The 25,483-nt window shown below is 46.3% G+C and carries 21 protein-coding genes; 6 read left to right on the forward strand and 15 right to left on the reverse strand.

Annotated elements, in window-relative coordinates:
* The first annotated feature begins 27 nt into the window (after positions 1–27).
* A complete protein-coding gene (locus tag G3352_RS04800; RefSeq protein WP_076288565.1) occupies positions 28–402 on the forward strand; it encodes a BlaI/MecI/CopY family transcriptional regulator in 375 nt (124 codons plus the stop codon).
* 9 nt (positions 403–411) lie between these two features.
* The gene (locus tag G3352_RS04805; protein ID WP_163754389.1) at positions 412–1,878 is read left to right on the forward strand and encodes a M56 family metallopeptidase; all 1,467 of its coding nucleotides are present in this window, start codon (positions 412–414) and stop codon (positions 1,876–1,878) included.
* 155 nt (positions 1,879–2,033) lie between these two features.
* On the opposite strand, the gene G3352_RS04810 is transcribed toward G3352_RS04805, so the two are convergent.
* From G3352_RS04810 to fba, 13 genes are all read right to left on the reverse strand, one after another.
* Entirely contained in the window at positions 2,034–4,082 is a 2,049-nt protein-coding gene (locus tag G3352_RS04810) for a glycoside hydrolase family 16 protein (protein ID WP_240342931.1), read from the reverse strand.
* Positions 4,083–4,240: 158 nt separating this feature from the next.
* Complete coding sequence (locus G3352_RS04815; protein WP_163754392.1) at positions 4,241–5,812, reverse strand: response regulator; 1,572 nt, start codon at positions 5,810–5,812, stop codon at positions 4,241–4,243.
* A gap of 2 nt (positions 5,813–5,814) precedes the next feature.
* Complete coding sequence (locus G3352_RS04820) at positions 5,815–7,629, reverse strand: sensor histidine kinase (protein ID WP_163754395.1); 1,815 nt, start codon at positions 7,627–7,629, stop codon at positions 5,815–5,817.
* Between the two features lie 96 nt (positions 7,630–7,725).
* Positions 7,726–9,387, reverse strand: coding sequence for an extracellular solute-binding protein (locus G3352_RS04825; protein ID WP_163754397.1), 1,662 nt, complete (start codon positions 9,385–9,387; stop codon positions 7,726–7,728).
* Between the two features lie 245 nt (positions 9,388–9,632).
* The gene (locus tag G3352_RS04830) at positions 9,633–11,180 is read right to left on the reverse strand and encodes a right-handed parallel beta-helix repeat-containing protein (protein ID WP_163754400.1); all 1,548 of its coding nucleotides are present in this window, start codon (positions 11,178–11,180) and stop codon (positions 9,633–9,635) included.
* A 50-nt stretch (positions 11,181–11,230) separates the two neighbouring features.
* Positions 11,231–12,187, reverse strand: a complete 957-nt coding sequence (locus G3352_RS04835; protein ID WP_163754403.1) for a carbohydrate kinase family protein — start codon at positions 12,185–12,187, stop codon at positions 11,231–11,233.
* Positions 12,184–13,485 (reverse strand): alpha-galactosidase, encoded by a 1,302-nt coding sequence (melA, locus tag G3352_RS04840; protein ID WP_163754406.1) that lies wholly within the window; start codon positions 13,483–13,485, stop codon positions 12,184–12,186. Before melA ends, G3352_RS04835 begins: the two co-directional genes overlap by 4 nt.
* Before the next feature lie 18 nt (positions 13,486–13,503).
* Positions 13,504–14,340, reverse strand: coding sequence for a carbohydrate ABC transporter permease (locus tag G3352_RS04845; protein WP_345940716.1), 837 nt, complete (start codon positions 14,338–14,340; stop codon positions 13,504–13,506).
* Positions 14,341–14,350: 10 nt separating this feature from the next.
* A complete protein-coding gene (locus G3352_RS04850) occupies positions 14,351–15,286 on the reverse strand; it encodes a carbohydrate ABC transporter permease (protein WP_163754409.1) in 936 nt (311 codons plus the stop codon).
* A gap of 15 nt (positions 15,287–15,301) precedes the next feature.
* Positions 15,302–16,594, reverse strand: coding sequence for an ABC transporter substrate-binding protein (locus G3352_RS04855; protein WP_163754412.1), 1,293 nt, complete (start codon positions 16,592–16,594; stop codon positions 15,302–15,304).
* Positions 16,595–16,664: 70 nt separating this feature from the next.
* Positions 16,665–17,465, reverse strand: a complete 801-nt coding sequence (locus tag G3352_RS04860; RefSeq protein WP_079696058.1) for a DeoR/GlpR family DNA-binding transcription regulator — start codon at positions 17,463–17,465, stop codon at positions 16,665–16,667.
* A 184-nt stretch (positions 17,466–17,649) separates the two neighbouring features.
* Entirely contained in the window at positions 17,650–18,612 is a 963-nt protein-coding gene (locus G3352_RS04865; protein ID WP_163754416.1) for a 1-phosphofructokinase family hexose kinase, read from the reverse strand.
* The gene (gene fba, locus G3352_RS04870; RefSeq protein WP_163754419.1) at positions 18,576–19,442 is read right to left on the reverse strand and encodes a class II fructose-1,6-bisphosphate aldolase; all 867 of its coding nucleotides are present in this window, start codon (positions 19,440–19,442) and stop codon (positions 18,576–18,578) included. The genes G3352_RS04865 and fba overlap by 37 nt, the downstream gene beginning before the upstream one ends.
* A gap of 280 nt (positions 19,443–19,722) precedes the next feature.
* Here fba and G3352_RS04875 point away from each other — a divergent pair, with 280 nt between their 5' ends.
* A complete protein-coding gene (locus G3352_RS04875) occupies positions 19,723–20,766 on the forward strand; it encodes an SIS domain-containing protein (protein WP_163754422.1) in 1,044 nt (347 codons plus the stop codon).
* 225 nt (positions 20,767–20,991) lie between these two features.
* Complete coding sequence (locus G3352_RS04880; RefSeq protein ID WP_163754424.1) at positions 20,992–21,843, forward strand: aldo/keto reductase; 852 nt, start codon at positions 20,992–20,994, stop codon at positions 21,841–21,843.
* Between the two features lie 163 nt (positions 21,844–22,006).
* On the opposite strand, the gene G3352_RS04885 is transcribed toward G3352_RS04880, so the two are convergent.
* Positions 22,007–22,921, reverse strand: a complete 915-nt coding sequence (locus tag G3352_RS04885) for an arginase family protein (RefSeq protein WP_163754427.1) — start codon at positions 22,919–22,921, stop codon at positions 22,007–22,009.
* A 105-nt stretch (positions 22,922–23,026) separates the two neighbouring features.
* On the opposite strand from G3352_RS04885, the gene G3352_RS04890 reads away from it, so the two are divergent.
* Together G3352_RS04890 and G3352_RS04895 are read left to right on the forward strand one after the other, a co-directional pair.
* A complete protein-coding gene (locus G3352_RS04890; RefSeq protein ID WP_163754431.1) occupies positions 23,027–23,389 on the forward strand; it encodes a winged helix-turn-helix transcriptional regulator in 363 nt (120 codons plus the stop codon).
* Complete coding sequence (locus G3352_RS04895) at positions 23,382–23,765, forward strand: winged helix-turn-helix transcriptional regulator (RefSeq protein ID WP_163754434.1); 384 nt, start codon at positions 23,382–23,384, stop codon at positions 23,763–23,765. The genes G3352_RS04890 and G3352_RS04895 overlap by 8 nt, the downstream gene beginning before the upstream one ends.
* A gap of 80 nt (positions 23,766–23,845) precedes the next feature.
* Here the strand turns inward: G3352_RS04895 and G3352_RS04900 are convergent, their stop codons facing one another.
* The gene (locus G3352_RS04900) at positions 23,846–25,288 is read right to left on the reverse strand and encodes a hypothetical protein (protein WP_163754437.1); all 1,443 of its coding nucleotides are present in this window, start codon (positions 25,286–25,288) and stop codon (positions 23,846–23,848) included.
* Between the last annotated feature and the right edge of the window lie 195 nt (positions 25,289–25,483).

The raw sequence follows: 25,483 nt of genomic DNA on the forward strand, positions 1-25,483 counted from the left end.
GCATAACGAAGTTAAGGAGTGTTCACCGTGAACCATCTTCAAAAATTATCGGATACTGAAATGGAGCTGATGGAAGTGATCTGGGAGTGTGAGCCACCTGTCACCTCCACCGAACTGCTGAACATGTTTTCCCAAAGGGGTAAAGCATGGAAGGCGCAAACGATCTCCACCTTTCTCTCTCGGCTGGTAGACAAAGGGGCCCTTACAGCTACAAGGGATGGACGTACCAACAAGTATGTCCCCCGTATCTCGCCCGAAGACTACAAGCTATTGGAGGCACAACAAGTCCTGGATGGATTATATCAAGGCTCTGTAAAAAATTTGATTTCAGCTTTGTATGATGGCGACAAGCTTTCTGATCAAGACATTGCAGAGCTGAGACAATGGTTTTCAGAAAAGTAGGTGTAGTCTATGAATACCATTCTTGTATTACTGTCTACGCTGACTGTTGCGGGAAGTGTCGTTGTCGCTTTCATTCTATCTTTGCGCCTCGCTCCCTTTCAAGTCATTCCTGCAAAATGGCGTTTTGGAATTGGAAAAATGGCTTTAGTTTTGTATCTATTGCCCATCTTTCTGGTCTTTAATTGGATTTTTTCATTGTTTACATCCAGTACTACAGTAAACGAGTTACCCTTAAATGTTGAACAAGTGTTATTCAATCCGGCTCCTGCCATCCAGGTACAGACCATTTCAGCAAACGTAGCTCTCGCTTTTATATGCTTATGGGTAATCGGGGCCATAGCTTTTGCAGCATGGCAAACATATTGTTATCACAGGTTTCTCAAGACATTAAAACTTACGCGAACCAGCGTTCCGAAGACTAGCGAAGTTGCTATGCTGCTCCCTGTAATCAAGGAGAATCTGGGTCTCAAGAGAGAGGTTCGGCTTGCTTACAGCGCTCTAATTCGTAGTCCTTTTCTAATTGGGCTCAGGAAACCTACTATTTATCTGCCTCTGAAGAATTCTGCAAACGTGGATATGGGTATGGTGTTCCATCATGAACTGATCCACCTGAAAAGGAAAGATCTATGGATCAAGGCGTTCATATTAGTAGCCCGTGCATTACATTGGTTCAATCCATTGGTTCATATGCTTTCGAAAGATATTCATACGTGGAGTGAACTGTCCTGCGATGAAGAAGTTGTAAAGGGAATGTCCCTTGCGGATCGTAAACGATATGGGGAAACCATCCTGAACGTAGTGGCAGGATCAAGGAATCTACCTATACAATTCTGCTCCTCTTTATCCGGGGATGGCAAACAACTAAAAAGGAGATTAACTTTTATGCTTAACGTAAAGAATGTGAAAAAGAAAACCTTTGTTGTAGCGATATCGACGCTATTCGTCGTTGCTGCAATTAGTACAGTGACAACAGCTTGGGCTTCCAGCAATACTCCGAGGGTGGTTGCGAGTGAGGAAGCTTCCGCGGTAACTCGTCCATCGCAGCAAGCGGCTGTCCGAGAAGAAGCTCCTGCAGTAACACGTCCATCAGCTCGTGAAGTATCTCCTGTGGTAGCTCGCCCATCAGCTCAAGCGGCAGCTCGTGAGGAAGCGTCTGTAGTAACACGCCCATCAGCCCAAGCGACAGCTCGTGAGGAAGCGTCTGTAGTAACACGCCTATCAGCTCAAGCGGCAGCTCGTGAGGAATCAGCAGTGGTAGCTCGCCCATCAGCCCAAGCGACAGCTCGTGAGGAAGCGTCTATAGTAACACGCCCATCAGCCCAAGAGACAGCTCGTGAGGAAGCAGCTGTGGTAGCTCGCCCATCAGCCCAAGCGGCAGCTCGTGAGGAAGCAGCTGTGGTAGCTCGCCCAACGGCTCAAGCGGCAGTTCGTGAAGAAGCAGCTGTGGTGCCAGCGCAATCAGATTCCCGTCATTAAAAGTTCGCTTGAGACTAACCAGCTACCTTCTCAAACGAAAAGACCAACAACATTTCTGTTGTTGGTCTTCCTGTTTTCTCCGTTCAATTTGCCTCATCACCGATAACTATGGTGAATGCCTCGACACGACCCCAATCGCGCAAACGGCTGTTTTATTACTGTTCTTTATACACACGTACATAATCTACTTGCATAGTTGCCGGGATATCGGACGCGTTCGGAGTACGGCCGCCGTCGAAGTTTCCGCCAATTGCCAAGTTCATAATGAGATAGAAAGGCTCATCGAAAGGCGCGTTCGGGTTGTTCGGTGCAGCTGTGGAATACCACTGCTGGTTAGTGACTTTATAGAAAAACTTACCGTCTACATACCATTTAATGTTGTCTTCTTCCCAGACTACGGAGTATACATGATAATCATTGGCAAAAGTTTGCCCTTCTGGGAAGTGATAATCGCCACCCGAAGACTGGTTCACGGGCCATTGTCCGCCAAAGTGTATGGTACCGCTTACAGACCCTGGAAGACGTCCTCTCGCTTCCATAACATCGATTTCACCTGATGCAGCCCATGTGCCATATACAGAATCTTTTGGAAGCATCCACAGTGCTGGCCAAACGCCTTCACCAGTAGGAAGCTTGGCACGAAAATCAACTCTGCCGTACTTCAAGGAAAGTTTATCCTTGGTGTTAATCTTACCGGAGGAATACTGTGCATACCGATTCGGATCCTGTGGGAAAGATTTGCTATCGTTCATAGCCTTGATATTCAGCTTTCCGTCCTGTACATATACATTTTGGGTGCTGTTTGTGTAGTGCTGTAGTTCTGCATTTCCCCATCCCCAAGTAGCAGGATCGTTATTGAGATAATAGCCTGTTTCATAGTTCCATTTACTTGTATCCAGCGTAGTTCCGTTAAATTCATCCTGCCAGATAAGATTCATGCCCGCGATAGCCGGGTCGGTTGGTGTTCCGATTGCGATATCCTCTTGATCGGATACATCCGGACGCGGAGCATTTGGATTGCCGATGAAGGTATAGTTGACGAAGTTGTTACCAATATTTCCACCCGCCTGTCCGTTCAGCGGATATCCGATACGAATCTGCATATTTTCCTGGATTGGCTGGAACCAAAGACCATAGATATAATCGGCCCAGTATCCCCACTGGTTGGCATCAGACATGTTGTTGTAGCCATTAGCCGAGTATGCAAACTTGCTCTGACTGGAGTTACTCAAATCCACCCATTGCCCATTGATGTTAATCTGGTATACAAAGTTGCCTAGTTCCTTGGCGATTGGCGCACCCCCATCAATTTTGGGAAGTGGAATTCCAATGGAACCATTCGCATCTGCTGTGAAGGTTGTCCCCTCGTATGGCGTAATGACATATGAATTTCTTGTAGGTTCATTGAACGTAATGGTATAAACAAGGTTAGCCGAGGAAGTCTTTGATTCCAATTTGACGTTGATCGACTCCGTTACGTTAAACCAGTAACCTCCTCCACCGTCGGTGAATTGGCCAAAGTTGTGATCATAAATCCAGCCGCTGGCTGCATTATTGTCAATATCAATCCATGTGCTACTGTTTACAGGTTTTACATACACCTTCAAATCATCCGCTACGGCTTCATAGGTCACCGCAGAATCATTGTTGAACGTTGGATATGTAAAGCCTGCACCGCCTGTGAAACTTGCTGTAATTTGCGGCCCTTGTGTCGGATTCATTGCTGTGATGGTTGTTTTGTTAATATTTTGGAATACAAGTTGGTATTCAAGCTTAACACCATTCGCTTTGGAGTACAGTTGAATTTCGGTTGTTGCGGAAAGGGCGAACCAATAACCATTGAATCCTCCATCGCTCCAGTGCCCCCAGTTTTGGTTATAGATATAACCTCCGGCTTGATCAATATCAACCCAGTTGTTACCTACTTTCACATTAACACCAATGTCACTGTAAACATCGTTCCAAGTTGCGGAGCCCCCATTGAACTTAGGCATAACAAATCCGTAGCTGGCTTTGCCAACGCCAGATTTTGAAATAACAGGTCCATCTTCTGCTGAGAAGTAATCCATTGAGGTAACTGTCGTTCCAGCTGCTTGAACTTTTGTAGTTGGCAGCACACCAACACTGGCCAACATCACAACTACTAAGAACAAACCAAGTACCTTTTTCATAAACCGTTTCTCCGTAAAGTGAGATGGTTTCATAATTGCCCTCCTTTGATAGGATAATAGTTTCTCCCAATCTATGCGTTTAAAGGTAATCGCTTACATCGGGGAACATCTTTATTCTATCGAATAGGATAAACTGCTGAAAAGGTACAATTATTTTTGTTATATCCCAATTTTTTGGGTTTTGATTCAATTTATATATTTGTACTGTGGTATTGCACTTCACGTTCTACCTTTTGGCGCATCATTTGTCGATACTCTGTGGGTTGAATTTCCATCGCAAGGCGGAACGCTCGTGTAAAGCTTTTGTAGCTTTCATAGCCTACCATAGCAGCCACTTCAACAATCTTATGGTCGGTTTCGGCTAGGAGACGCCGCGCTTTATCCATACGTACATCTCTCAGGTATTCGGCAAAACCTTTGCCAATGTTCTTCTTGAACAGATTTGAGAAATAGGCGTAATTAAGCGACACATGATTGGATACCATCGCGAGGTCCAGCGGCTTATGATAGCTTTCGTGTATAAAACGGATGGCTTCATTTAGATCCTGAGAATTGCGATAACTGTGCTTATATTCAAAATAGAACTGATTCAGTCGAAGCAGCTGCTGTTGCAGCGCTTGAATATAATCGCGCATCCCCGGATAATCAAAGAGATTACGCAAAGATTCAAGATCCAGCGCTTCTTCACCCATATATGGACGAATAACTCGTTCGTATTCCTCCATCATCTGCACTGTGGCGCCGCAGAGCTGTTGGGTATAGCGAATATGATAGCGTTGCAGCACATTTTTATGAAATATTGCGGAAATGCCCTGAGCAATTTTACCACTATCGTCGGTCCCAACAGACTGGAACAGTTCATAAAGCTCTTCATAGGGGAGTTGCCACTGCTGCTCCATATGCTCAATAGTTGCTGGCAGGATGATATATTGATCTGGAAACAGATAACTATGGTGGAATAGCTCATGTACTTGTGTATAGCTGCCGGGCAACATCTTTAATCCTTGCTGCGGGTCAGTCATAACGGTTATGGCATCGATCATTCCTTCCTTGAGTGCCGCTGGCAAAGCATCCGGATCTATCGCTGCATCCACTGCGAGGATCAGATACGGACAATGTTGCAGGCAAACGCAACCTTGTTTGCCGAACACATCATAAGCAATAGCTTCCATGCTATGGACGCTGCTGGAACCCGGCTGGTTGATCCAACATTTCTCTCGCAGCAAACATAAGCGATAATTGTGCCAAAGCGCAGGATTTTGTTCCTGGATTTGGAGGATCCAAGCCTCATCGTTTAATGCTCCCTGCATAAACATTCGTAATTCTTTACGATCTGTCTCTCGGGCGAGACGGGAGACATGCTGTATGTTGTGCGTAAGAGCCTGCCGTGTCTGGATTTCTTGCCATACATGGTCTAGTGAAGTTTGCAGATCCTCTCGCTTCAGAGGTTTTAACAAGTATCCCTTTGCCCCAAGTTCGATGGCTTTTTGAGCATATGTAAAATCACTATAACCGCTAATAATGAGGTATTCCACCTCGATGCGCTCCTCTTTGGTCTGTGTCATCAGTGCAAGCCCGTCCATGTCCGGCATCATAATATCAGTAATAACGATGTGAATGTTATGCTGGCGCAAAAGGATTAGCGCCTCCATCCCACTTGCGGCACAGTAAATGTTATTCAGCTCCAGAGGAAATTGATGCAGCATCGCCTGCAGACCGTCACGGATGTGCTTTTGATCGTCCACAACCAGAATATTGATCACTCCTACCACCCTCCAAGATTTACATTTTCCCAAGGCAAACGTATCGTTACACAGGTATAAACGCCCTGAACACTATCAATCCAAAGACCGCAAACCTCGCCAAAATGAAGCTGCAGCCGCTTATTCACATTTTCCAAACCAAGTCCGTTCTTGCTGGTAACAATCGGCGAATCCGAGTCTCCCCGCAGTGCCGCTTGCAGTCGAACTAACATCTCCGGGTCTACCCCCTCTCCATCATCTTGTATCTTAATAAGCAAGCGTTCATTCTCCACTGAAACGGTGATCTGAATACACACACTCCCGCCTGATGGTGCACCGTGATGCACTGCATTTTCAACGATAGGCTGCATGCACATTTTAGGAATCGCATAGCGAAGCACCTCCTGCGGGAGATCTGCCGTCAATATAATGCTGCCGCCTTCCATTAAATTAATAAATTGAATGTAACTTTGAATGTTGGCAAGTTCCTCGCGAAGCGCAACCGTATCGCTGCGCCACTGCATGCTGTAGCGAAGTTGTGAACCTAATGATACCAATGAATTCGCAATAGCAGGTTGCCGTTGAACCTCCGCGAGCATTCGAATAGATTCCAATGCGTTATACAAAAAATGAGAGTTGATCTGCGAATGCAGTGAATGCAGCTGTGCGTTTTTGGCGATCAATTGTTTATCCACGACCTGTGTCATCAGACGTTTGACCTCATGTAACATTTTGTTGTAGCTCACAGCCACTTCATCAATCTCATCCCCTCTTTCGTTCTCATCAAGGCCGGTATCAATCGTTGCATCCAGTTCTCCTTTTCGTACTTGACGCATTGAAGCCAGTACATTGTCCAGCCGTCGGAAAATGCGCCGAGTTGTATGTGATACGAGCAGCATGATGAGCAGCAGAACACATAATGTAATCGTTACCACAAATGCATACCAGCTGCGTGGCCCCTTCATCAATGCCTGATGGGAGGCGATATCAACCACATAAGTGTTTAGCGGAGCGATGTATCGGTACAGTGCATAGTAGCTCTGATCACCTACCTTAATCTTAACGGGACTTTCCTGTGGCAGTACATCCAGCTGGCGATGAATACCGCCAAGGATTTCGTCCAGTCCTTCTCCGGCTTTTCGAGAAAACTCATGCTGGGGATTATAAACATATTGGGGAGGATCGCTTTCGTTCATTAACACAGAAAAGAAGTCTCCCTTGCTCTCCTGGAGCAGATCGCTGAAAAACATACTGTGCGGAACGCGAATTTCCATAATACTAGGTCGTTTTTTCTCCTGACCCTGAAGGCGAACCAGCCGGTAGTATGATAGCGTATGTTCACCATCCTTAAAAGAAAATAAGCGGTAAGCCACACCACCTTCATCCCGAAGCTTTGCCCAGTAATCCTGCGGCCAAAATTTCTGATAATGATAGATTTCAGGCCAGATTTCATATAAGTTCGGATTATCTACGTAAAAGCTGAGCTCACTGATCATCGCATTACTCTGAATGATATTTTGCATTTGCTCAAATTGGTTTTGCTTAAACTTCACCAGTCGTAGTCCATCCACAAGCATATTGGAATGAATAAAATCCACAAATGACTTTTGAGTGAGCGCCGTGTTGGAAGCGTTCTCAATGATGTCCATTCTGCTGCGCAATTGTTCGTTTAACCATGAAACGTGGCTGTTGCCCGCTGACATAGCGTCCTTGTATAGCTGGGTTTCCTGCATGCGAATATATAAAAAGGATACTAAAATAACGGGTATGGCAATCATCAGGCTAAACGCCAGAAACAGCTTTTGGGATATACGGGCATTGCGGTAAAGTTTCCTCAATCTAGTCAGTAGGTAATTCACTCTGAAATCCTCACCACCTTTGTTATACCATATATTACAAGTTATCCGATAGAGAGCGAGGTTGTTAGGAAATGATTATTCAGCCATCTTAGCTTTTCTCGCTTCCAGCTCAGTCTGACGGTATTCCATTACTTGATTAAAACCATAATTCACACGGCGGGCCAAGAAATTTTCGAAAATTTTATCAAAAGCAGCTTCATCTTTGGCGGTAATCAGTTCAGGCAGAACTTCTTCCCAATTCTGAGAAATACGCGACCAGGATAAGGCTATATCCGAATCTCCTACAGGATCTATTCCCTTATAGATGCCGCTGTCCATATCCGCCTGTTTGTTGGCGAACTCCTCCATTTGCTTAACGGCTGGCGCCTTTTCTGGTCTCCACTGGTTAACGAAGGCAGGGTTGCGCAGCATCCAGTAGGTATCCATGATACCGTATTCCTTTTCCAGACGCTCCCTATCTGTGTCAAGCAATTGGACCATTTCGGCCGTCAACTGCGGTTTGTCATCCCTCATCGCCCATGTTTCGCCTTCTTTGCCCAGAAATACATCCCTTTGGCCTTCTTCGCTCGCTAAATAGCTCAAAAATCTGATGGCACGTTCAGGACTCCTGGTGGATTTGCTAATCATCGTAACCATCCAGCCGTCCATATTGCCAGGGAACAGTCTGGCGGAATCACCGTGGCTGTTTTGTGGTCCATCCACAGCGATGTAGTACGAATTCGGATATGCACCCGCAGCCAGGATCGGATTGATAGCCGCCATGCCAGTCCACTCGCGAATCATCATAAAATAACGGGCATTACTGGTTTTTTCCTCTACCTGAGCATTCGAGTCCACCAGAAAATCTACATTAATCAAGCCTCGCTCATATGCTGTGCGGAAGGTTTTTAGCCAGGTGATATAGTCCGGGTCGGTCATACGGTCGTTAAATTTGCCGTCCTTTTCATGCGGAATAGCCAGCAGGTTTTGCAGGTAATCAGTCATTCCGTAAGAGACATTCCCCTGAGCAAAGAAAGGACTGATGAGCTGACCTTTATACACAGAATACTGATCCTTTAACAATTGCAGTGCGTTCAGAAAGCCTTCCGGGGTGCTCAAATCCGGTCTTCCCATAGCCTCATACAGATCTTTTCGCACCAAGAAGGTTTGGTTCGCAGCCGTCAAACCGGTGGCCTGCATCAGGCTGGGGCTGTATGAATCATTTGGAATGCCATATGTATTGCCGTTTTCCTGACGATACCACTTCAATGCACCGTCCCCCGCGACCTTGAAAAAGTAAGGATCATATTGCTCCGCCAATTCATTTAAGGCATATACCTGATCGCCTTCCCATAACTTATTAATCGCACTTTCCCACGAGCCTATTGTCATCAAATCCGGCAGCTTACCGGAGGTCATCATGAGCGCAATTTGTTCGCTGGTTTCGCCGGATGGCACTTCGAATTTGATGTTAACACCTGTTTTCTCTGTTACAATCTTGGAGGTTATGCTCTCACCCCATGTGTGACCATACCAGTTCGCGCCCACAAACCAGGTCAAATCAACGGGCGCGTTATCAAGCTTCCATGCGGGTTCATTTGGGTTCGGCTTGTATTCAACGGGCTGTTGTAAAGGTTGAGCAGGCTGTGGAGGTGGCGGATTTTCACTTTGCTCTGATTGGGAACATGCAGACAAAACTAGCAATAAGATTAAGCTCCAATATATGACCCTGCAGTGCTTTAGGGAACCGAGTTTCATTCCATACCCTCCTTTCTTTGCTACAGTTGTGAATTAACCTTAGCATTAATCATGCTATAACCGATTTTACTATCCTTGGCTCGAAATGGAAATGCCGCTCCCTACCTAAATATGAGTTTACGTAACAGGTACAGCTATTTAAAGAGGATTATTACTCTTAAAATAAAATAAACAAAGGCAGCTGATCACTCAGCTACCCTTGTCAGTTTGTCTTAGGGAAGAATCTTCCCATTAGATTATAAGTCTCATTCGTAAGCGCCGATATTCACAGCAGCTCCCTGTACTCTTGGTTTCCCCTCAATGTCCAGTGTTCCAATAATTGCATTGTCCGTGTTCCCGGCATCAATCGCTGGAGATGTAGACTGAAGATGGAAATCGTATCCTGAAGCATTCACAAATTTGGGATCGATGAACAAGGAATGCGCGTCATTGCCAGTTCCCGTTTTATAAGCGGAGAATCCTGTGTAATCTTTATTTTTCCAAGTCCAGCTGGCTCCATTGCTCCCGGCAGGGGCGAAATAAAGATTATAATCCACAACGTTTCCGGAATTCTTGGTGTATTCATTGTAAATCAATACATCTGTAGAGCTGGCTACGAAAATGTTGTTCTTAATTACGTTATTTTGTGTATCGTATTGAACGTAAAGCTGGCCGCTGCCATCGCCAAGCGTGTCATTTTTGTATACGGTATTGTTAACGATCTTACAGTTTACTGTGGAGCCGCGTTTGGTATCATACCCGCCCATCGCTATGCCGGTGAGTCGGTTGTTGTAGACTGCGTTGCTGCGTACTGTAATATTGCTGGTAGATTTACCGGCATGCTCGGACGCAATCTCGATACCGATATCATTGCTGTAGCTGTAGTTCTGTTCAATAATACTATCCTTGCCACCATCGACATAAATGCCATCGGCCGCATTACTGTTATTCGGAAGTGACTTCCCATACGAAGGATTATTGTTGGAAGTGATATTGTAAACTCTGTTGCCCTTCACGAGTCCGTTCCGCACCTGATCGTAAGCCGTATTCGGCGCTTTCCCCTCAAAACCGATGAGATCAATGCCGATGTTGTCGTTATCGTGAATAACATTATTAGTCACCGAGAAGGTGTCCACGTTCCCGTTGAGAACCAGCGATTCGCTGGAGCCGAGCACAAGATTGTACAGCTCATTACCATTAATCGTAATATCGTGAATGGAGTCTGGTGCCTTTGTACCATATACGGCGATCCCATGTGCGTCACGACCAAGCAGATCACTGCCGGTTGGGGTGGCTGTGTTCTTGATATCATGGACTTTGTTACCAGACAAATTGATGAAGCTGCCTGATCCGTGAACATAAATGCCTACGGGCATGACGTCCTTAGTAGCTGTAGTATAATTGCGTATTTCAAACCCTTGAAGGGTAACGTAATTCACATCGGTCAGGTCAATCAACCCTTCAATCCCGCTAACCGAAAGTCCTGTGCCGTCAATAATCGGAGTCTCCGTGCCATCGTTAGTGAATACAATCGGCCCTTGTGAAGCGGAGCCTGAGCGGGTGATCTTCAGCTTCTGGTTATACACACCGCCACGAACATGCACTGTACTGCCTGCAGGAACAGCATCCGCTGCGTGCTGAAGCGTCTTCCATGGCGCGCTGCTCGTTCCCGCATTGGAGTCATTTCCGTTTGTCGCCACGTAGTAATCTGTGCCTGCTGCGGCAGCAGATGAGGACCATTCAATGCCTGAAACCAGTCCTATCCCTACCGCCATACTTAATCCCACCAGCAATGTTTTACCGAATTTCAACATATTCTCAACTCCCTTTGATCAATTTGGTTGTGTTAGATTAAGATCAGGATTTATTGTTCATGCTCAGCATGCAAAAGAAGAACAGCCTCCATCGTCGGCAAACTCCCTGTGCCACCAATGCCAAGTGTGGACAATGCTCCACATGCATTGGCAAATCGCAGCAGTTCATCACTTCGCATCCCAAGCAAGTATCCATATATGATTCCTGCGTTGAAACAGTCTCCTGCTCCTGTCGTATCGACGGGGGTCAAAGTGTAAGATCCGGCCGATATTGTACTTTCGTCCAGTTGGCGTAGTGTAGCACCTTTTGACCCTTGTTTGACCGCTACAGTTCCTGCCACATCAGGAAGCATGGAATCAAGCACATGGCTTACCCCAGCGGCAGGGAAAATGTGCAACAGTTCATCCTCGCTGGGAATAAACAAATCAGTCACCGTCAGTAGTGCACTTATGCCCTCGCGGTCCCATTGATTGGATACATCCCAACCGGTATCAAATGACGTGCTGATTCCATCTGCCCGCAATCTTGTAAAGAGCTCTCGCCAATGAGGTCTCATTCCATCCTGCAAATAATAGGAACCAAAATGAAGATGTGCGGCCTGCTGTAGCAGGGACTCCGGGATATAATCCGGTGTTAACAATGGGATACTGCCAGCGTAAGTTAACAACCCGCGGTCATCGGGTGTGGAGAGCGACAGAGTTACACCTGTCTTGATGCCAGATAATCGGGTTACATGCTCTGTATTTACGCCCATACGCTGCAGCTCAGCTATACAGAATTTGCCGAAATCGTCATCTCCCACTACGCTAACGAATCTCACATCCGCTCCCAGACTTGCCAGCGCACAGGCCGTTATTGCTGAAGAGGAACCAAGTACAATCTCGAAGCCATCGACCATTTTCTCCCGATTCCATTCCGGCATGACATCCGTTCCCGATACAATGACGTCTACATTTAGCTCGCCAGCAATGACAACAACGGGATTTGTTTGCTGTCTCTGCATCATTTCAATACCGGAACAAAGCCCTGTTCCGCCTCATACAGTTCATCGAACATACTTCTGATTTCCTCCAGGGAGCATACGGCAGCAGTTAGCGGGTCGAGCATCAGTGCATGGCGAGCCATTTCCCTGTCACTCCTCCGCACAGCTTCCACAGCCAGGTCAAAAAAAGCCATGTTCGAGCGGCACAATGCGGCCAAATGCTCGGGCAGTCTTCCAAAGCGACAAGGCTGAACGCCTTTCCCATCAACGAGACAGGCCACTTCCACCACACCATCAGGCTGCAAATTTTCAATCAACCCCCGGTTGGGAACGTTACCATAAATGACCTTCGGCTCATTCTTCAATACTGCTTCGATAATCATGGCTGCATATTCATTACTGGATTTCAGCTCAAGCGGTGCCGTCCCCTCAAGCTGTGAAACGATCTGCTCATCATTCTCTCTCCGCCAGATCGGCCAGTTGTCAGCGTAGAATCCCGTAGCTCCGTTATAACCTGAGTTGCAGTGCTGGTCGATAAGCGATTGGCGTTTACGGTAATACGGGATATACTCCGAGAAATGGCCGCTGGATTCCGAGACGAATGCACCCAGGTATTTCATCGCATCAAAGCGGACGGGGTCCTGCCGCAGCAACTCAGGAGTTTGTATTTTCTCCAACAGAACAGGATACAGATCCCTCCCGGCGTGCGACAGCTCCACGAACCAGGACATGTGGTTAATTCCTCCGGCTTTCCATGACATCTCTTCATATGGAACTCCGGCATATTCGGCCAGTTGAGCCGACGTGTTCTGAATGGAGTGGCATAGTCCCACTACCGGAATATCCGTAATGCGGGAAGTCAGGAGTGTAACCGCCGACATCGGATTGGTATAGTTTAGAATGATGCAGTCTGGGCAGAGCGCTTCGATATCCCGCACGATCTCCATCCAGCTGGGAAGGGTACGGAGTGTCTTGAACAGTCCTCCGGGTCCCAGCGTATCGCCAATGCACTGCTTTACCCCGTATTTCAGCGGAATCTCATATTCATAACGAACCGTCTCCAGCCCGCCTACTTCAATTTGGTTAATCACAAACTGTGAACCGCCGATGACCTCTCTACGATCCGTAGAGGCAATCACCTCCCACGTCTTCCCTGTCTGTTCCACGATCTGAAGCACCAGCCTGCGTGCCAACTCAAGCCGCCGCTCGTCAATATCAACCAGGGCAATCGTGCCACCCTCCAAGCCTTCAATCAGCAGGATATCCATAGCAATCTCTCGCGTAAATGCACTGCCTGCTCCGATAATTGAGATTTTAGTCATAACTCTTCTCCTCACCCGTTATTTCATGCCCGTCATAGCTAGGCCTTTAATAAATTGCTTCTGGAAGATCAGGAACATTATAATAACCGGTATTGTAATCAGTACCGCAGCTGACATAACGACGTTGTAATTGACCTGGTGCGTTCCGTTAAAATAGACCAATGCCAGCGGAACGGTCATCTTGCTCTCATCATTTAATACAATCAGTGGCCACAGATAGTTGTTCCAGGAGTTCATAAACGTGAATATCCCCAACGCTGACAACATCGGCAGAATAAGCGGCATAACGATGCGAAGCATCAGCCTGAATTCGCCAGAACCGTCCATCCTCGCTGCCTCCAGCAGCTCCTGTGGAATCTCTTCTATGAATTGTTTAGCCAGAAATACACCGTAGGAGCTGACCAGATTGGGCAAAATAATCGCTAGCAAATGGTTAACCAGTCCAAGCTCAGCCGTGATCAGATACGTGGGAATCATAATAACCTGAAAGGGAATCATCATGGTTGCCAGGATCAAAATAAATAGCAGTTTCTTGCCTTTAAACTGATGCTTGGCAAAGACATATCCAGCTAGAGCGCTGGTAAACAAGGTGACCACCGTTATGATGACAGAAGTCACCAGACTGTTCAGCAGCCACGTGACAAACGGCGCCTCGCTAAAAACCGTTCGGTATCCGTCCAGACTCGGCTTACTTGGAAAAAAACCGCCGGAACCCGAGACGATGTCCATGTTACTTTTCAGTGATGACAGCACCATCCAGACATAAGGCAAAAGCATAACACAAGCTATAACTGCAAGAACTGCGATAGTAAACCCTTCCCACAGGCTGAATTTACGCGGCATCGGCTTCTTCACCCCTCTCCTCTCAATGTTCCCATTGCGTGCGTCCCCATCGAAGTTGCAGCAGTGTCACAAGTAAGATAATCATTAGAAACACGGTTGCCATAGCGGATGCGTATCCCATATTGGAGCTGGAGAATGCCTGTTCATAGATTTGCAGTGACAGCACTCGTGTTTCGTTGAAGGGTCCGCCCTTGGTCATAATCTGAAATTGTGGGAAGGCCTGAAAATAGGAAACAACTGTCGTGATGGATACAAACAGCAACGTTCTGCGCAGCAGTGGCAGCGTGATGTGAAGAAAGACATGCCATCGGCCCGCCCCCTCCAGCGTCGCTGCTTCATAGTACATATCCGGGATGGAATCCAGTCCCGCAATGAAAAGAACGATATTATAGCCAATATCAGCCCACAAGGTCATCATGATGACGGAGTAGAGCGCATAATGCGGATCACTGAGCCACTGGATCGGCGCCATATTCAGCTTGGCGAGAATCATGTTGAACAAGCCGTCATTGTAATTGAACATGGTATTCCATACGATGGCCGTTCCCGCCAGCGGAGCGATCGTGGGAAGAAAGAATACGGTCCGAAAGCCATTTTTGAGCCAAGGGATGCGGACTCTCTGTATCGCTGAAGCAATCAAAAGTGTAATAACAATGTTGATCAATACGGCGATAAATACAAATTTGAAGGTTACCCACAGTGACTTCAGAAAGATGGAGTCCTGAAACATACGAATGTAGTTCTCCGCCCCCACGAATATCGCGTTTGAGCTGAGCGGATCATACTTGAATACGGATAAGCCCAGGCTCCATGCGATGGGAAGGAAAGCAAACACCCCGAACAGAAGCAAGATCGGTACGAGTGAGATGATGATGAACCTTCGTTTTGCCCTGTAAGCTGTTGACTTTACCGCTGGGTTAACCTTTTCCGCCTTGTCGGTAGATATAGCAGTACTCATGCCCCAGCACCCCTATCACTTATGTTGATCCTGATTATCATTGATCGTCTGTTCGATGTTAGCCAATCCGTCCTGGACATTCTGCTGCCCACTGGCCATCAGTTGGAAATTGTCGTTAACCTGCTTGAAGAAGAAATCCCGGTCTGCTATAGGGCCGATCCATTGACCTAACGCCAAAATGTCCAGCGAGGGCTTTAGATGAGGATTGTTCTTCAGGAATTCCGGGTTTTCGGCAATTTCTTTTTTGGCTGGAACGGTAAAGGTATCCGTATTCCAGGTCGAGAGGTTGTCCTTCTCCGAGATGAATTGGATGAAATCAAGCGCAGCCTCCTGCTGTTTGCTTTTCTTGGATACCGCAAGCCCCCAACCGGATTCGGCAGCAAAAACGGGTGGATTTTCCGTAAAGGAAGGCACGGAAACGTATTCAAAATCATTAACCTTGTAGTTGTTCTGTCCTGCAGCGATCGTCCAGGGACCGCGATAGGTCATGGCTGATTTCCCCTGAAAAAAATAGTCAGAGGTATCCAACTCACCTCCGAACGTGGTTAAATCCGCAACTTTGTCATCGGCCACGAGCGAGACCAAGGTGGACATCGCTTTCTCCGCTTCCGATGAGTGGAAATTAACATGTCCGTCTTCATCCATAAAACTTGCTCCTTGCTGCAAAATAAGGGATAAGAAAGTAAACGTAATATTGTCTGCAGATACAAAATCAAAGCCTTTGACTTTGATGACATTGTTCTCGCGGACAGTCAATTTTTTGGCGTAGTTCACAAGCTCTGTCCAGTTGGACGGTGCGTGATCGAAGCCTTGGTCTTTGAGCATTTGCGGGTGAATCAACATGCCGCCGTTCTCAATGTTGTATTCAAGTGGCAACCCATATAACTTGTTATCTCGCAAATATCCCCCAAGGGGAGCATCATAGTACTCTTTTTTTACATTTTCACTATCAGGGATTTCGACAAGCAGATCGTTCTTGGAATATTCGGGCACCCATGTGCCGAAAAATTCGGCAATATCGGGTGGTTTCTTCGCGGAGAATGAGGCTTTCAGCTTCTGGCTGTATACATCATATGGAAAGGTCTGATACTCGATCGTTGTATCGGGGTGTAAGGACTGGTATTTGGATATTAATTTCTTGTATGCGCCCACAATGGCGTCTTCCTGATGACTCCAAAAGACCAGATTCACCTTACCTTGCGGGTCTGCGGATGTATCGCCGCCTGAAGAGGAGGAGCTGGAACAGCCCGCTTCAGCGAATACAACACAAACCATTGCAATGATCAGCATAAACTTGGAAAAATGCATTCGCATATCCTCCCTTGTCCTGCAAATTAGCCAGCATATGAAGGGAAGGGCATTTGAGTTTTACGTGTATTTATATAGAAGCAATGTGGTCTGTAGTTGTATGTATCGCAATCTGATGCTCCCGGCACGCCTGCTCAAACCATCCCTCCGGCTGTTTATTCGTAATCACTCCTGTCACCTGAGTTAAGGGAGCAATAGTAAACAAAGCACTTTTCTCAATCTTGCTTTGATCGAATACAGCATAAACCTCGCTGGAACGTTCCATTGTTAATTGGGCAATACGAGCTTCAAGCTCGGAATGCATCGTAAAGCCGAAATTCTGCGTTACTCCGTCCACCCCGAGAAACATTTTAGTAATGTTAATTTTGTCGATTACGCTTTCGGCCAGCGGACCGCATAACTCGTAGCTTTTAGACCGCATAACGCCGCCAATCACGACGACCTGAATATCTTCGGCATCAGCCAATTCATAAGCAATATTCACCGCGTTGGTGACAATCGTAATATTACGGTGCTTTTTGAGTGCTTTCGCAATAAAGAACGTCGTTGTACCTCCCGTCAGGCAGATAATGTCTCCCTCTTTAACAAGGGCTGCCGCCGTGGCCGCAATCCGTTCCTTATCCATCCGTCGGAAATCGCGTTTTGCTGCAAAAGGCAGCTCCGATACCGCCGACGTCAGGCCTCCTTCATATATGGCTCCCCCATTTGTTCGAATAATCTCGCCCGCTTTTTCAAGTGCGTCCAAGTCACGTCTTGCGGTTGCTTCCGAGCAGCCGACCGTTTGGACAATCTCTTGCAGCGATATTTTCCCATGCGATTTAATCAGTTCCAATGTTTGTGCTCTGCGCAGTTCACCCTTTGAATATTGCATAAGTCTCTCCTTTAATATGTCTGGGCCTGCATGATATCCGTTAACTTCAGCCCGTGCTAGCTCTATTGTGTAGGATGAAAGGATGGATTGCAATATGTCGACGTGAACTGCATCCCATAAGAAAAGCATCTCTCTAACGGTTATTCATGAGGGATATGAAGCTGATTTTCAAAACCTTCAACTATCATAAAGGTATAATTTGCACCTGATGTTCGTACTCCTCAAACAGAACATAGTCGATGTCACCTGCTTTAGAAGACATTGCATTCGTAGCAGCAGCCGCGACAGCCATACGCAGTCTGGACTCGGCCGAATCGCCGCGCTCTCCTGCATATGCCATGCCGGCAACAAAGGCGTCTCCGCAACCTACCGTATTCACAGGCTGAATGGTTGGCGGCTTCACCATATATGCATTTCCTTTTAAAATTGCCAGAGCACCGTCACTGCCGAGTGTTATGCACACCTCGTCAATGCCTTGATCCGCCAACCTGTGCGCTGCACGGGCCCATTCGCTCACGTTTCTTGGCTTCTGCCCCAGCCATTCGGCCAGCTCCTGCTCATTCGGCTTCACGAAATGGGGTGTTGCACTCAGCCCAATGCTGAAACTTGTTCCACCTGTATCCAGAAAGGCTCTCGCGCCTGCTGAACGGACAATACAAATCAGTTCTGCGTACAATGTGTCCGGTGCACCTGGGGGTAAGCTTCCAGACATAATAACTGCACTAGACTGGATGGCGAGCTCCTGTACTTTTTCCTTGATCGCTTCAACTTCAGCTTCTGACATATTTGGACCCTGCCCAAGCAGCTCGGTAGAGCTACCACTGGAATCATCCACAATGTTGAGGCAGACTCGTGAGTCTCCCGCTGATTGGATAAAAGCAGTCCGTATCCCTCGTTCAGTCAGATTTCTCTCAATAAATACACCGTTATTACCGGCAATAATGCCTGTAGCTGTGACTTCACCGCCGAGCTGCCGGATCACCTTGGCTACGTTATTGCCTTTGCCACCTGGCTCATTAACCTGTCTTGTCACCCGATGCACTTGACCTACGCCAAACTTGTCAACGTACAACGTCCGGTCGATGGCCGCATGGAGTGTGACCGTGGTAATCATCGGACTACGCCGGCTTTGCCAGTGCTTCCACATAACCGTATTTTCTCCATGGCAAGCCGTTTAACTGCTTCCTTCGCCGGAGCCATGTATTTACGTGGATCATTCTCTTCTGGATGGATTACAAATACATCTTTGATAGCTTCGGAAAAAGCAATACGCAGCTCTGTAGCTATGTTTACCTTGGACATCCCCAATGTAACCGCCCGATGAATCTGTTCAGCTGGAATGCCTGAACCACCGTGCAGCACCAAAGGAACAGATACTCGATTCGCAATGGTTTCAATTCGTTCAAAATCTATGTTCGGCTGTCCCTTATAAATACCGTGTGCGGTACCGATTGCTGGAGCGAGTGTAGTTACGCCAGTACGTTCAACAAACTGCACGCAATCTTCTGGATCTGCTAGTGAAGCATGCTGATCCTCGACGACAATATCGTCTTCAACTCCGCCGACCTTACCAAGCTCAGCCTCCACGTTTACGCCAGATGCCTGAGCAACCTCCATCACTTTACGGGTTAGGTTCACGTTTTCTTCAAAAGGGTACATGGATGCATCGATCATAACCGAGGTATATCCTGCTCGAATGCATCGGATAATCGTCGAAAAATCAGTGCAGTGATCCAAATGTAGTGCAATGGGGATATCCGTTAAGTCCGCTGCGGTTTTAGCCGCATGGGCAATGTAATCCGGACCCAAGTGATTGACTGTGCCCACCGTGGTTTGAATAATGAGTGGTGACTCGGTTTCTACAGCCGCTTCAACGACAGCCTGAAGCATCTCCAGGGTATGAACGTTAAATGCAGCGATGGCGTATTGGTCCCTGCGAGCTGTTTGCAGCATTTCAGTGGACGAGATCAGTGGCATATCCATTCCCCCTTTTAAGGTTTCGTCGCTCGCGACGATTTGAACGATCCTGCACCTCCCTTCACGGGTCAGATGAGTATGGGAAACATTTGATAATTTCTAGCCTGTGATCATAATAATCTTTTTATTTGATTAAATCAATCATTATTTTGGAAAACTATTGCAATTTAGTGGGTTATGAAGGCATAATTATGATTAACACAATCATTTAACTATATATTTGATCGAAAAGATCACAAACTGAAGCTATCAATCTAAATCATTCCCGGGAGGTATTTTTATGAGTTTGACGTATCGTGAAGTAAAAGAACAATATAAGGCCCTACAGCAGACCTACAACTATTTACTGGCCAAGCGCACTGAATTTACTGCCTTTGTCCAAGCTCAAGCGATTACCTCCGTAATCTTTGTTGGCGCAGGGTCCAGCTATTGCTTGAGCGAAGCGGCCGCTTTTTCCTTCCGTTTGCGTGCTGGCCTGCCTGCAATGTCACTTGCCGCTGGTGATCTCATGCTCCATGCAGACCGCTATCGTCCCATGCTGGAGGGTAGCCTGATCATAGCGCCGTCACGATCTGGCAGTACTAGTGAGGTCGTTGAAGCGTTACGTTTGCTCCAGTCCGATCAACGTATTCCTTTATTAACGATTTCTTGTGTAACGGACTCGCCGTTATCCAAAAGCGCTGATTTCCCTCTGGAACTGCCCTGGGCTTTCGACCATAGCGTTTGCCAGACCCGCACAGTAACCAATCTGTATGCAGCCAATCTGCTGCTTGCCGCTTTTCTTGCTGGTGACGAGGAGCTGATTATCGATATGCAGGAAGCAATTCATCAAGGTGAAGCCTACATGGCACGTGTAGAGGAAAGCATCCGCCGTGTCTCCGACTTCAATTGGACAAACGCAGTCCTGCTCGCAGACGGTGAACTACAAGGGCTGGCAGCCGAGGGTGCCATCGCTCTGACCGAGATTGCCAAGACGCAAGCCCACGCATACCATCTTCTTGACGTTCGGCATGGGCCGATGGTCACTGTAAGTTCAGATACTTTAGTGATTGCTGCCTTGTCGGACAGCGGTATTGAGCATCAACGCAATCTGTTGAGGGATATTAAGGAGCGTGGAGCCACCATTATTACATTTGCCGATCGGGCGATGGGCATCCCGCAAGAGTTCATCGACCTTGAGATCACAACAAGTCATCCACTTAACACAGCAGTACGGGGTATTCCTTTCATTTTCATCTCGCAAATAGCCGCTTTGGCTAATGCCGAACGGCACGGTATTAACCCGGATCAACCCGATGGGCTGGTAGCCTGGGTCAAGCTGTAAAAGAAAGCTTAGTTCTTTTGATCTACTTGGACGTTTTGAACAAGGGTAATTTAAGAGGAGAATCCTAAGACTTCTATTCGAGGCAGAATAGAAGTCTTTTACTTGAAGGTCAAAAGTCAATTTTATACGTCCTGTGAGATAATTAGGCAAACATTTGATATGAATGATATAACGCTAGAATAATGATTTGGTACATAATAAACCTATAAGAAGGAGGGCTTTAACATGGAAAAAGTAATACTTAACAATGGTGTGGAGATGCCCATTATGGGTTTTGGTGTTTTTCAAATTGCAGATCAAAATGAATGCGAACAAAGCGTTTACGATGCCATTATGGCAGGATATCGCCTGATTGATACAGCTGCCTCATATCTGAATGAAGAAGCCGTTGGTCGAGCCATTAAACGAAGTGGTGTGGCAAGAGAAGAGTTATTTATCACTACGAAGCTTTGGGTTCAGGATACGGGTTATGAAAACACTAAAAAAGCATTCGAAAAATCTCTGGAACGCTTGCAGTTGGATGTGTTGGATCTGTATTTAATTCATCAGCCTTTTGGCGATGTGTACAGCTCTTGGCGCGCTATGGAGGAATTGTATCGTGAAGGGAAGATCCGTGCCATTGGGGTTAGTAACTTCCAGATGGATCGTCTGATCGATTTAATTATTCATAATGAGGTAGTTCCTGCCGTAAACCAGGTTGAAACACACCCTTTCAATCAACAAATCGAGAGTGCTGCATTTATGAAAGAGAATAATGTTCAGATTCAATCCTGGGCGCCTTTTGCTGAAGGTAAAAATAATCTGTTCCAGAATGAAGTGTTGGTATCCATCGCGGAAAAGGTGAATAAATCCGTTGCTCAGGTCGTTTTACGCTGGTTGACACAAAGAGAAGTCGTTGTCATTCCGAAGTCTGTTCGTAAAGAGAGAATTGTTGAGAACTTCAATATCTTTGACTTTGAATTAAGCCAAAATGATATGGAATCGATTACTGCATTAGATACGAAGCAGAGTCTGTTCTTCTCTCATAACGACCCAGAAATGGTGAAGTGGCTCGGTACACGTAAACTTGATATTTGACTCTTCGAGGAGACCGTTAAGTCCCCTTTCATTGAAGCTTCCATATAGAGTTGAGCTAAGAAAGATAACCAAAAGGAGCCGTAGTAATTATACGGCCCTTTTTTGCTTTGGTCAGATAAATCAGTTATTGTTCAACGATGATTTCTTCTTCTCGTATCCAACTTTATTTATTTAAAATAGGTATTTCCCCCAGCAGGTTTTTCAGGTTAATTGCATCCCATGGCATATGCTCGGTAATACCCAATCCCACGACATCTGTTTCTTCCGATAGTTCTTTGAGTAGATGCAGAAGCTGAGGGATTTGCAAGCTTCCCGCAGGAGAGAACGTATAAGGTCCTTCAGGATTCGCGAATAATAACGAACGAAAAGCTTTAGGATCAAGCACATCTAGATCCAGGTGAATAGCCAGGTGTTTAATACCGCTTTCTTTGATCCACTCTTTGATGGATTCCGTACTTTTCGTTAATTCTACGGCTCCCACAGTTTTAATGCCCAGTCTTTGAATCATTTCTGTATCTGATTCTGCAGTCGTTATACCTAATCGTTCAAACGCTTCTGAGATCACTTCAGACTCCTGTTCTGTAGGCGTTGCCACCCCCGCGATAAAGACATTTTCAGGTTTTAGAGGGATTTTCACATGTTTTGCAAACTCCTCATCCCCTTCCCCCAAAAGATTGCCCAGAGGTAGCGTATGTCCGTTATCATAACCCACGTAACCAACTAAATCGCTGTGCGCGTCGATCCAGATTAAACCTAATTCTCCATTATACCGTTCGTTTAAATAGGCAAACGGAGCTTGTTCGACCAAGCAATCTCCACCAAACATAACGATGCGGTCAGGCTTGTGAGCATGAATAATATGCTGGGCTGCTTCGAGTTGTTCAATGAGCTGTTTTCTTCCGTTCACACCATTCTCGTTTTCCAGTGGAGTTCCATCATATGCTTGTACCGGAACTTGAATCAGTGGTTGATCATTATCAGGAGCCAGCCAGGCAAGCAGTTCCGCGCCAAAAGAGTAGTTAGGATTATTCCCGCCTTGCCATTGGGGCATTAACAGACGTATTGTTTTTTGATTCATGTTTTTCTCTCCTTTACTTCAAAGTAAGGTTAGTATAAACTGAACGCAAATCAAAAAGTAGTACGCACTATTATGACAGGTACTACCCGAAAGGATAGCATAAATATGAGCATGGCTGAATATCAAGGTAAGATTAAACATATTCAAGATACGCCCTTTGGCTATACATTGTCTGTCATTGGCGGCAAATGGAAGATGGTCATTATTTATCTTTTGGCAGAAAACCAACCGGTACGCTTTAATGAACTGAAAAGACAAATTGGAGCGATTACGTTTAAAACACTGAGTTCACAACTAAAAGAACTGGAAGCGGATGGTATGGTCGAACGGAAAGAGTATCCACAAGTCCCGCCTAAAGTCGAGTACAGACTGACCGATAAAGCCGAAACGTTATTGCCCGTTCTGGAAGGTTTATGTGAGTGGGGAGTACAAAATCAAAGTGAAAGAGATGTGTTGGAGGATGATTAACTTTAGAAATAAAACCTATCGCTGCACCTCGGAAATTGTCATGAGCTTACTTAGCGGTAAATGGAAAATTTCTATACTCAATCACTTAACTAAAGGTCCCATTCGGTTTAATGAGCTTCAGCGACTTCTTCCTGACGCAACCCAACGCATGATTACGATGCAGCTCAGAATGCTTGAAAGTGACGGTCTGATTATTCGCAAGGTCTATCCGGTTGCACCAGCAAAAGTAGAATATTATTTGTCCGATCTGGGTGAGGAACTTGCCCCCATGCTACAGATGTTGTGCAAGTTTGGCACGACTTATATCGAGAAATTCCCCGACGAAGTATCTTGCGACAACGATGACTCTCGCCGTGACATCGCTAATGTAAATTAAAGCAGTCGTAATTAGACGGCAGCAGCTCTGTACGAGTACGCTGCCGTCGTCATATCATCTATCACGAATGGTTTAAGGCATTACAACACCAGAAATTGCGTTCCATACCCCTTCCCGGAAACCAAAGCTGCTTCCAGTTCCTCTTGATTTCCTTTGTCCAACAACACCACATTTTCGGGATACAGCTTGCCTAACAAAGCCCACTGTACAAGTTCATTTCCGCCTGTTGGTATGACATGGACTCCATTATCCGTATTTGTCACCAATCCGGAATGCGACAGAATGTCTGCTACCTGATGAATGCTGGTTGATGTTCGCTTCACAGTAGCATCCTTGGAATGGTTGTTCTTTTCAGGCCGATATGAAAATCGATGTCCCCTGAAGAGCTGACCGAGATCCACACTAGATTCTACACTAGATGATGCATGACCTTCTCTCTCCACACTGAAACGCACGGTTGTTCGATCTGACCCTGTATTCGGAAGCAGCCGTGCGATGGATGGAAGATCACTGTGATCTTCTGAAATGTGAAAGTGATCCTTGCTGCCAGGTATACCCGTTCCTGCTTCGTTGCGTGGTGCATCATAATAATCGTCATATTCATATTCCAATGAGATGGCAACTATATCTTTTGTATCTTCAGTCTCAATGGTTTGTACCGGATGCCACTTCAGAAGATAACGTGCAGCTGTGCCAGCCAACTCTCCCAAGCCAGCGGGCAACACGGTTCCCAAAGGATATTGAAAGCCGTAACCTGCAGAGGTCAAACCCGAGCTAAGCACACTCTGTGCATATTGAACAATCGCCTTGTGCGTTAATTCCTTCCCGAGCAATTGAGTTAAAAAGACCTTACGGGCAGGCTCCAGGAAACGTAATCCTTTGAATTGCGTGTGTTCCTTGACTTGAAACGGTACTTGTTCCCAATTGGCAAAGGGAAGTAATGCATCCCGCAGCAATACAAACTGGTGCAAGTATTCATTATATAACTGCATAACTCTTGGTCCCCCAGCGGGACCCCAAACTTGAGCAATAGCTTCCGGTATCAAGGTATGACCGTAGCAATGACTTCTAAATTCCAGCTCTCCAAGGGTATCCGCTCCATATTGCGTCAGCGCCCTCTTTTCAGAATTAATCTCTCTTGCCCAGAGAACCAATTGTTCACCAATGCGTGCCGCCTGTGCCGTAATTTCAATACCCGCCTTATCCTTCAAAGCTAATGGACCAAGCGGTAGCGATGACAAATCACCGGAGATTGCCAAATTGGCTTGAAGGCTATCCAATAACACCGAAGGATCACCGTTTATCGGTTCGCCCAGCTGAACCAGAATCGCCTCAAGCAGTTTATCCAGCTCTATGACGACCTCTTTTGCTCTATATATGCCGTCAGGCAATTTCCAATCCAAAGCCACATTCTCGCCTGTTCTAATCGAGTCCTGTGGATATGTGCCAATGAGAGACTCCACATCTATTGCGTTTCCCCATACGATCCGTTTATCTTTCAAGTGAAGTTGATAAGCTGGCATTTTTCCCACCCCTTCAGTACGTTTTTATATTGAACGACAATTCAACTTGCCCTTCGAATGTTAGATTATCAGGTGCCCTAACCGTTGAATAGTACGCACTTTTTTGTATGATCCGATCATTTTTGTGTCGTAGGATACTTTTTGATCCTGCAAAATAAAGGTTCAAATTGTACGGCAATGCATCACGTTTCCGAT

The sequence above is a fragment of the Paenibacillus sp. ALJ109b genome (genome assembly GCF_010747435.1).
In the GTDB taxonomy this organism is placed as follows: Bacteria; Bacillota; Bacilli; order Paenibacillales; family Paenibacillaceae; genus Paenibacillus; species Paenibacillus taichungensis.

Coding starts and splice junctions, on each gene's coding strand:
- G3352_RS04805 (WP_163754389.1), top strand. CDS start 412: ATGAATACCATTCTTGTATTACTGTCTACGCTGACTGTTGCGGGAAGT.
- G3352_RS04810 (WP_240342931.1), bottom strand. CDS start 4,082: ATGAAACCATCTCACTTTACGGAGAAACGGTTTATGAAAAAGGTACTT.
- G3352_RS04825 (WP_163754397.1), bottom strand. CDS start 9,387: ATGAAACTCGGTTCCCTAAAGCACTGCAGGGTCATATATTGGAGCTTA.
- G3352_RS04830 (WP_163754400.1), bottom strand. CDS start 11,180: ATGTTGAAATTCGGTAAAACATTGCTGGTGGGATTAAGTATGGCGGTA.
- G3352_RS04835 (WP_163754403.1), bottom strand. CDS start 12,187: ATGATGCAGAGACAGCAAACAAATCCCGTTGTTGTCATTGCTGGCGAG.
- melA (WP_163754406.1), bottom strand. CDS start 13,485: ATGACTAAAATCTCAATTATCGGAGCAGGCAGTGCATTTACGCGAGAG.
- G3352_RS04850 (WP_163754409.1), bottom strand. CDS start 15,286: ATGAGTACTGCTATATCTACCGACAAGGCGGAAAAGGTTAACCCAGCG.
- G3352_RS04855 (WP_163754412.1), bottom strand. CDS start 16,594: ATGCATTTTTCCAAGTTTATGCTGATCATTGCAATGGTTTGTGTTGTA.
- G3352_RS04860 (WP_079696058.1), bottom strand. CDS start 17,465: ATGCAATATTCAAAGGGTGAACTGCGCAGAGCACAAACATTGGAACTG.
- G3352_RS04865 (WP_163754416.1), bottom strand. CDS start 18,612: ATGTGGAAGCACTGGCAAAGCCGGCGTAGTCCGATGATTACCACGGTC.
- fba (WP_163754419.1), bottom strand. CDS start 19,442: ATGCCACTGATCTCGTCCACTGAAATGCTGCAAACAGCTCGCAGGGAC.
- G3352_RS04875 (WP_163754422.1), top strand. CDS start 19,723: ATGAGTTTGACGTATCGTGAAGTAAAAGAACAATATAAGGCCCTACAG.
- G3352_RS04880 (WP_163754424.1), top strand. CDS start 20,992: ATGGAAAAAGTAATACTTAACAATGGTGTGGAGATGCCCATTATGGGT.
- G3352_RS04885 (WP_163754427.1), bottom strand. CDS start 22,921: ATGAATCAAAAAACAATACGTCTGTTAATGCCCCAATGGCAAGGCGGG.
- G3352_RS04890 (WP_163754431.1), top strand. CDS start 23,027: ATGAGCATGGCTGAATATCAAGGTAAGATTAAACATATTCAAGATACG.
- G3352_RS04895 (WP_163754434.1), top strand. CDS start 23,382: ATGATTAACTTTAGAAATAAAACCTATCGCTGCACCTCGGAAATTGTC.
- G3352_RS04900 (WP_163754437.1), bottom strand. CDS start 25,288: ATGCCAGCTTATCAACTTCACTTGAAAGATAAACGGATCGTATGGGGA.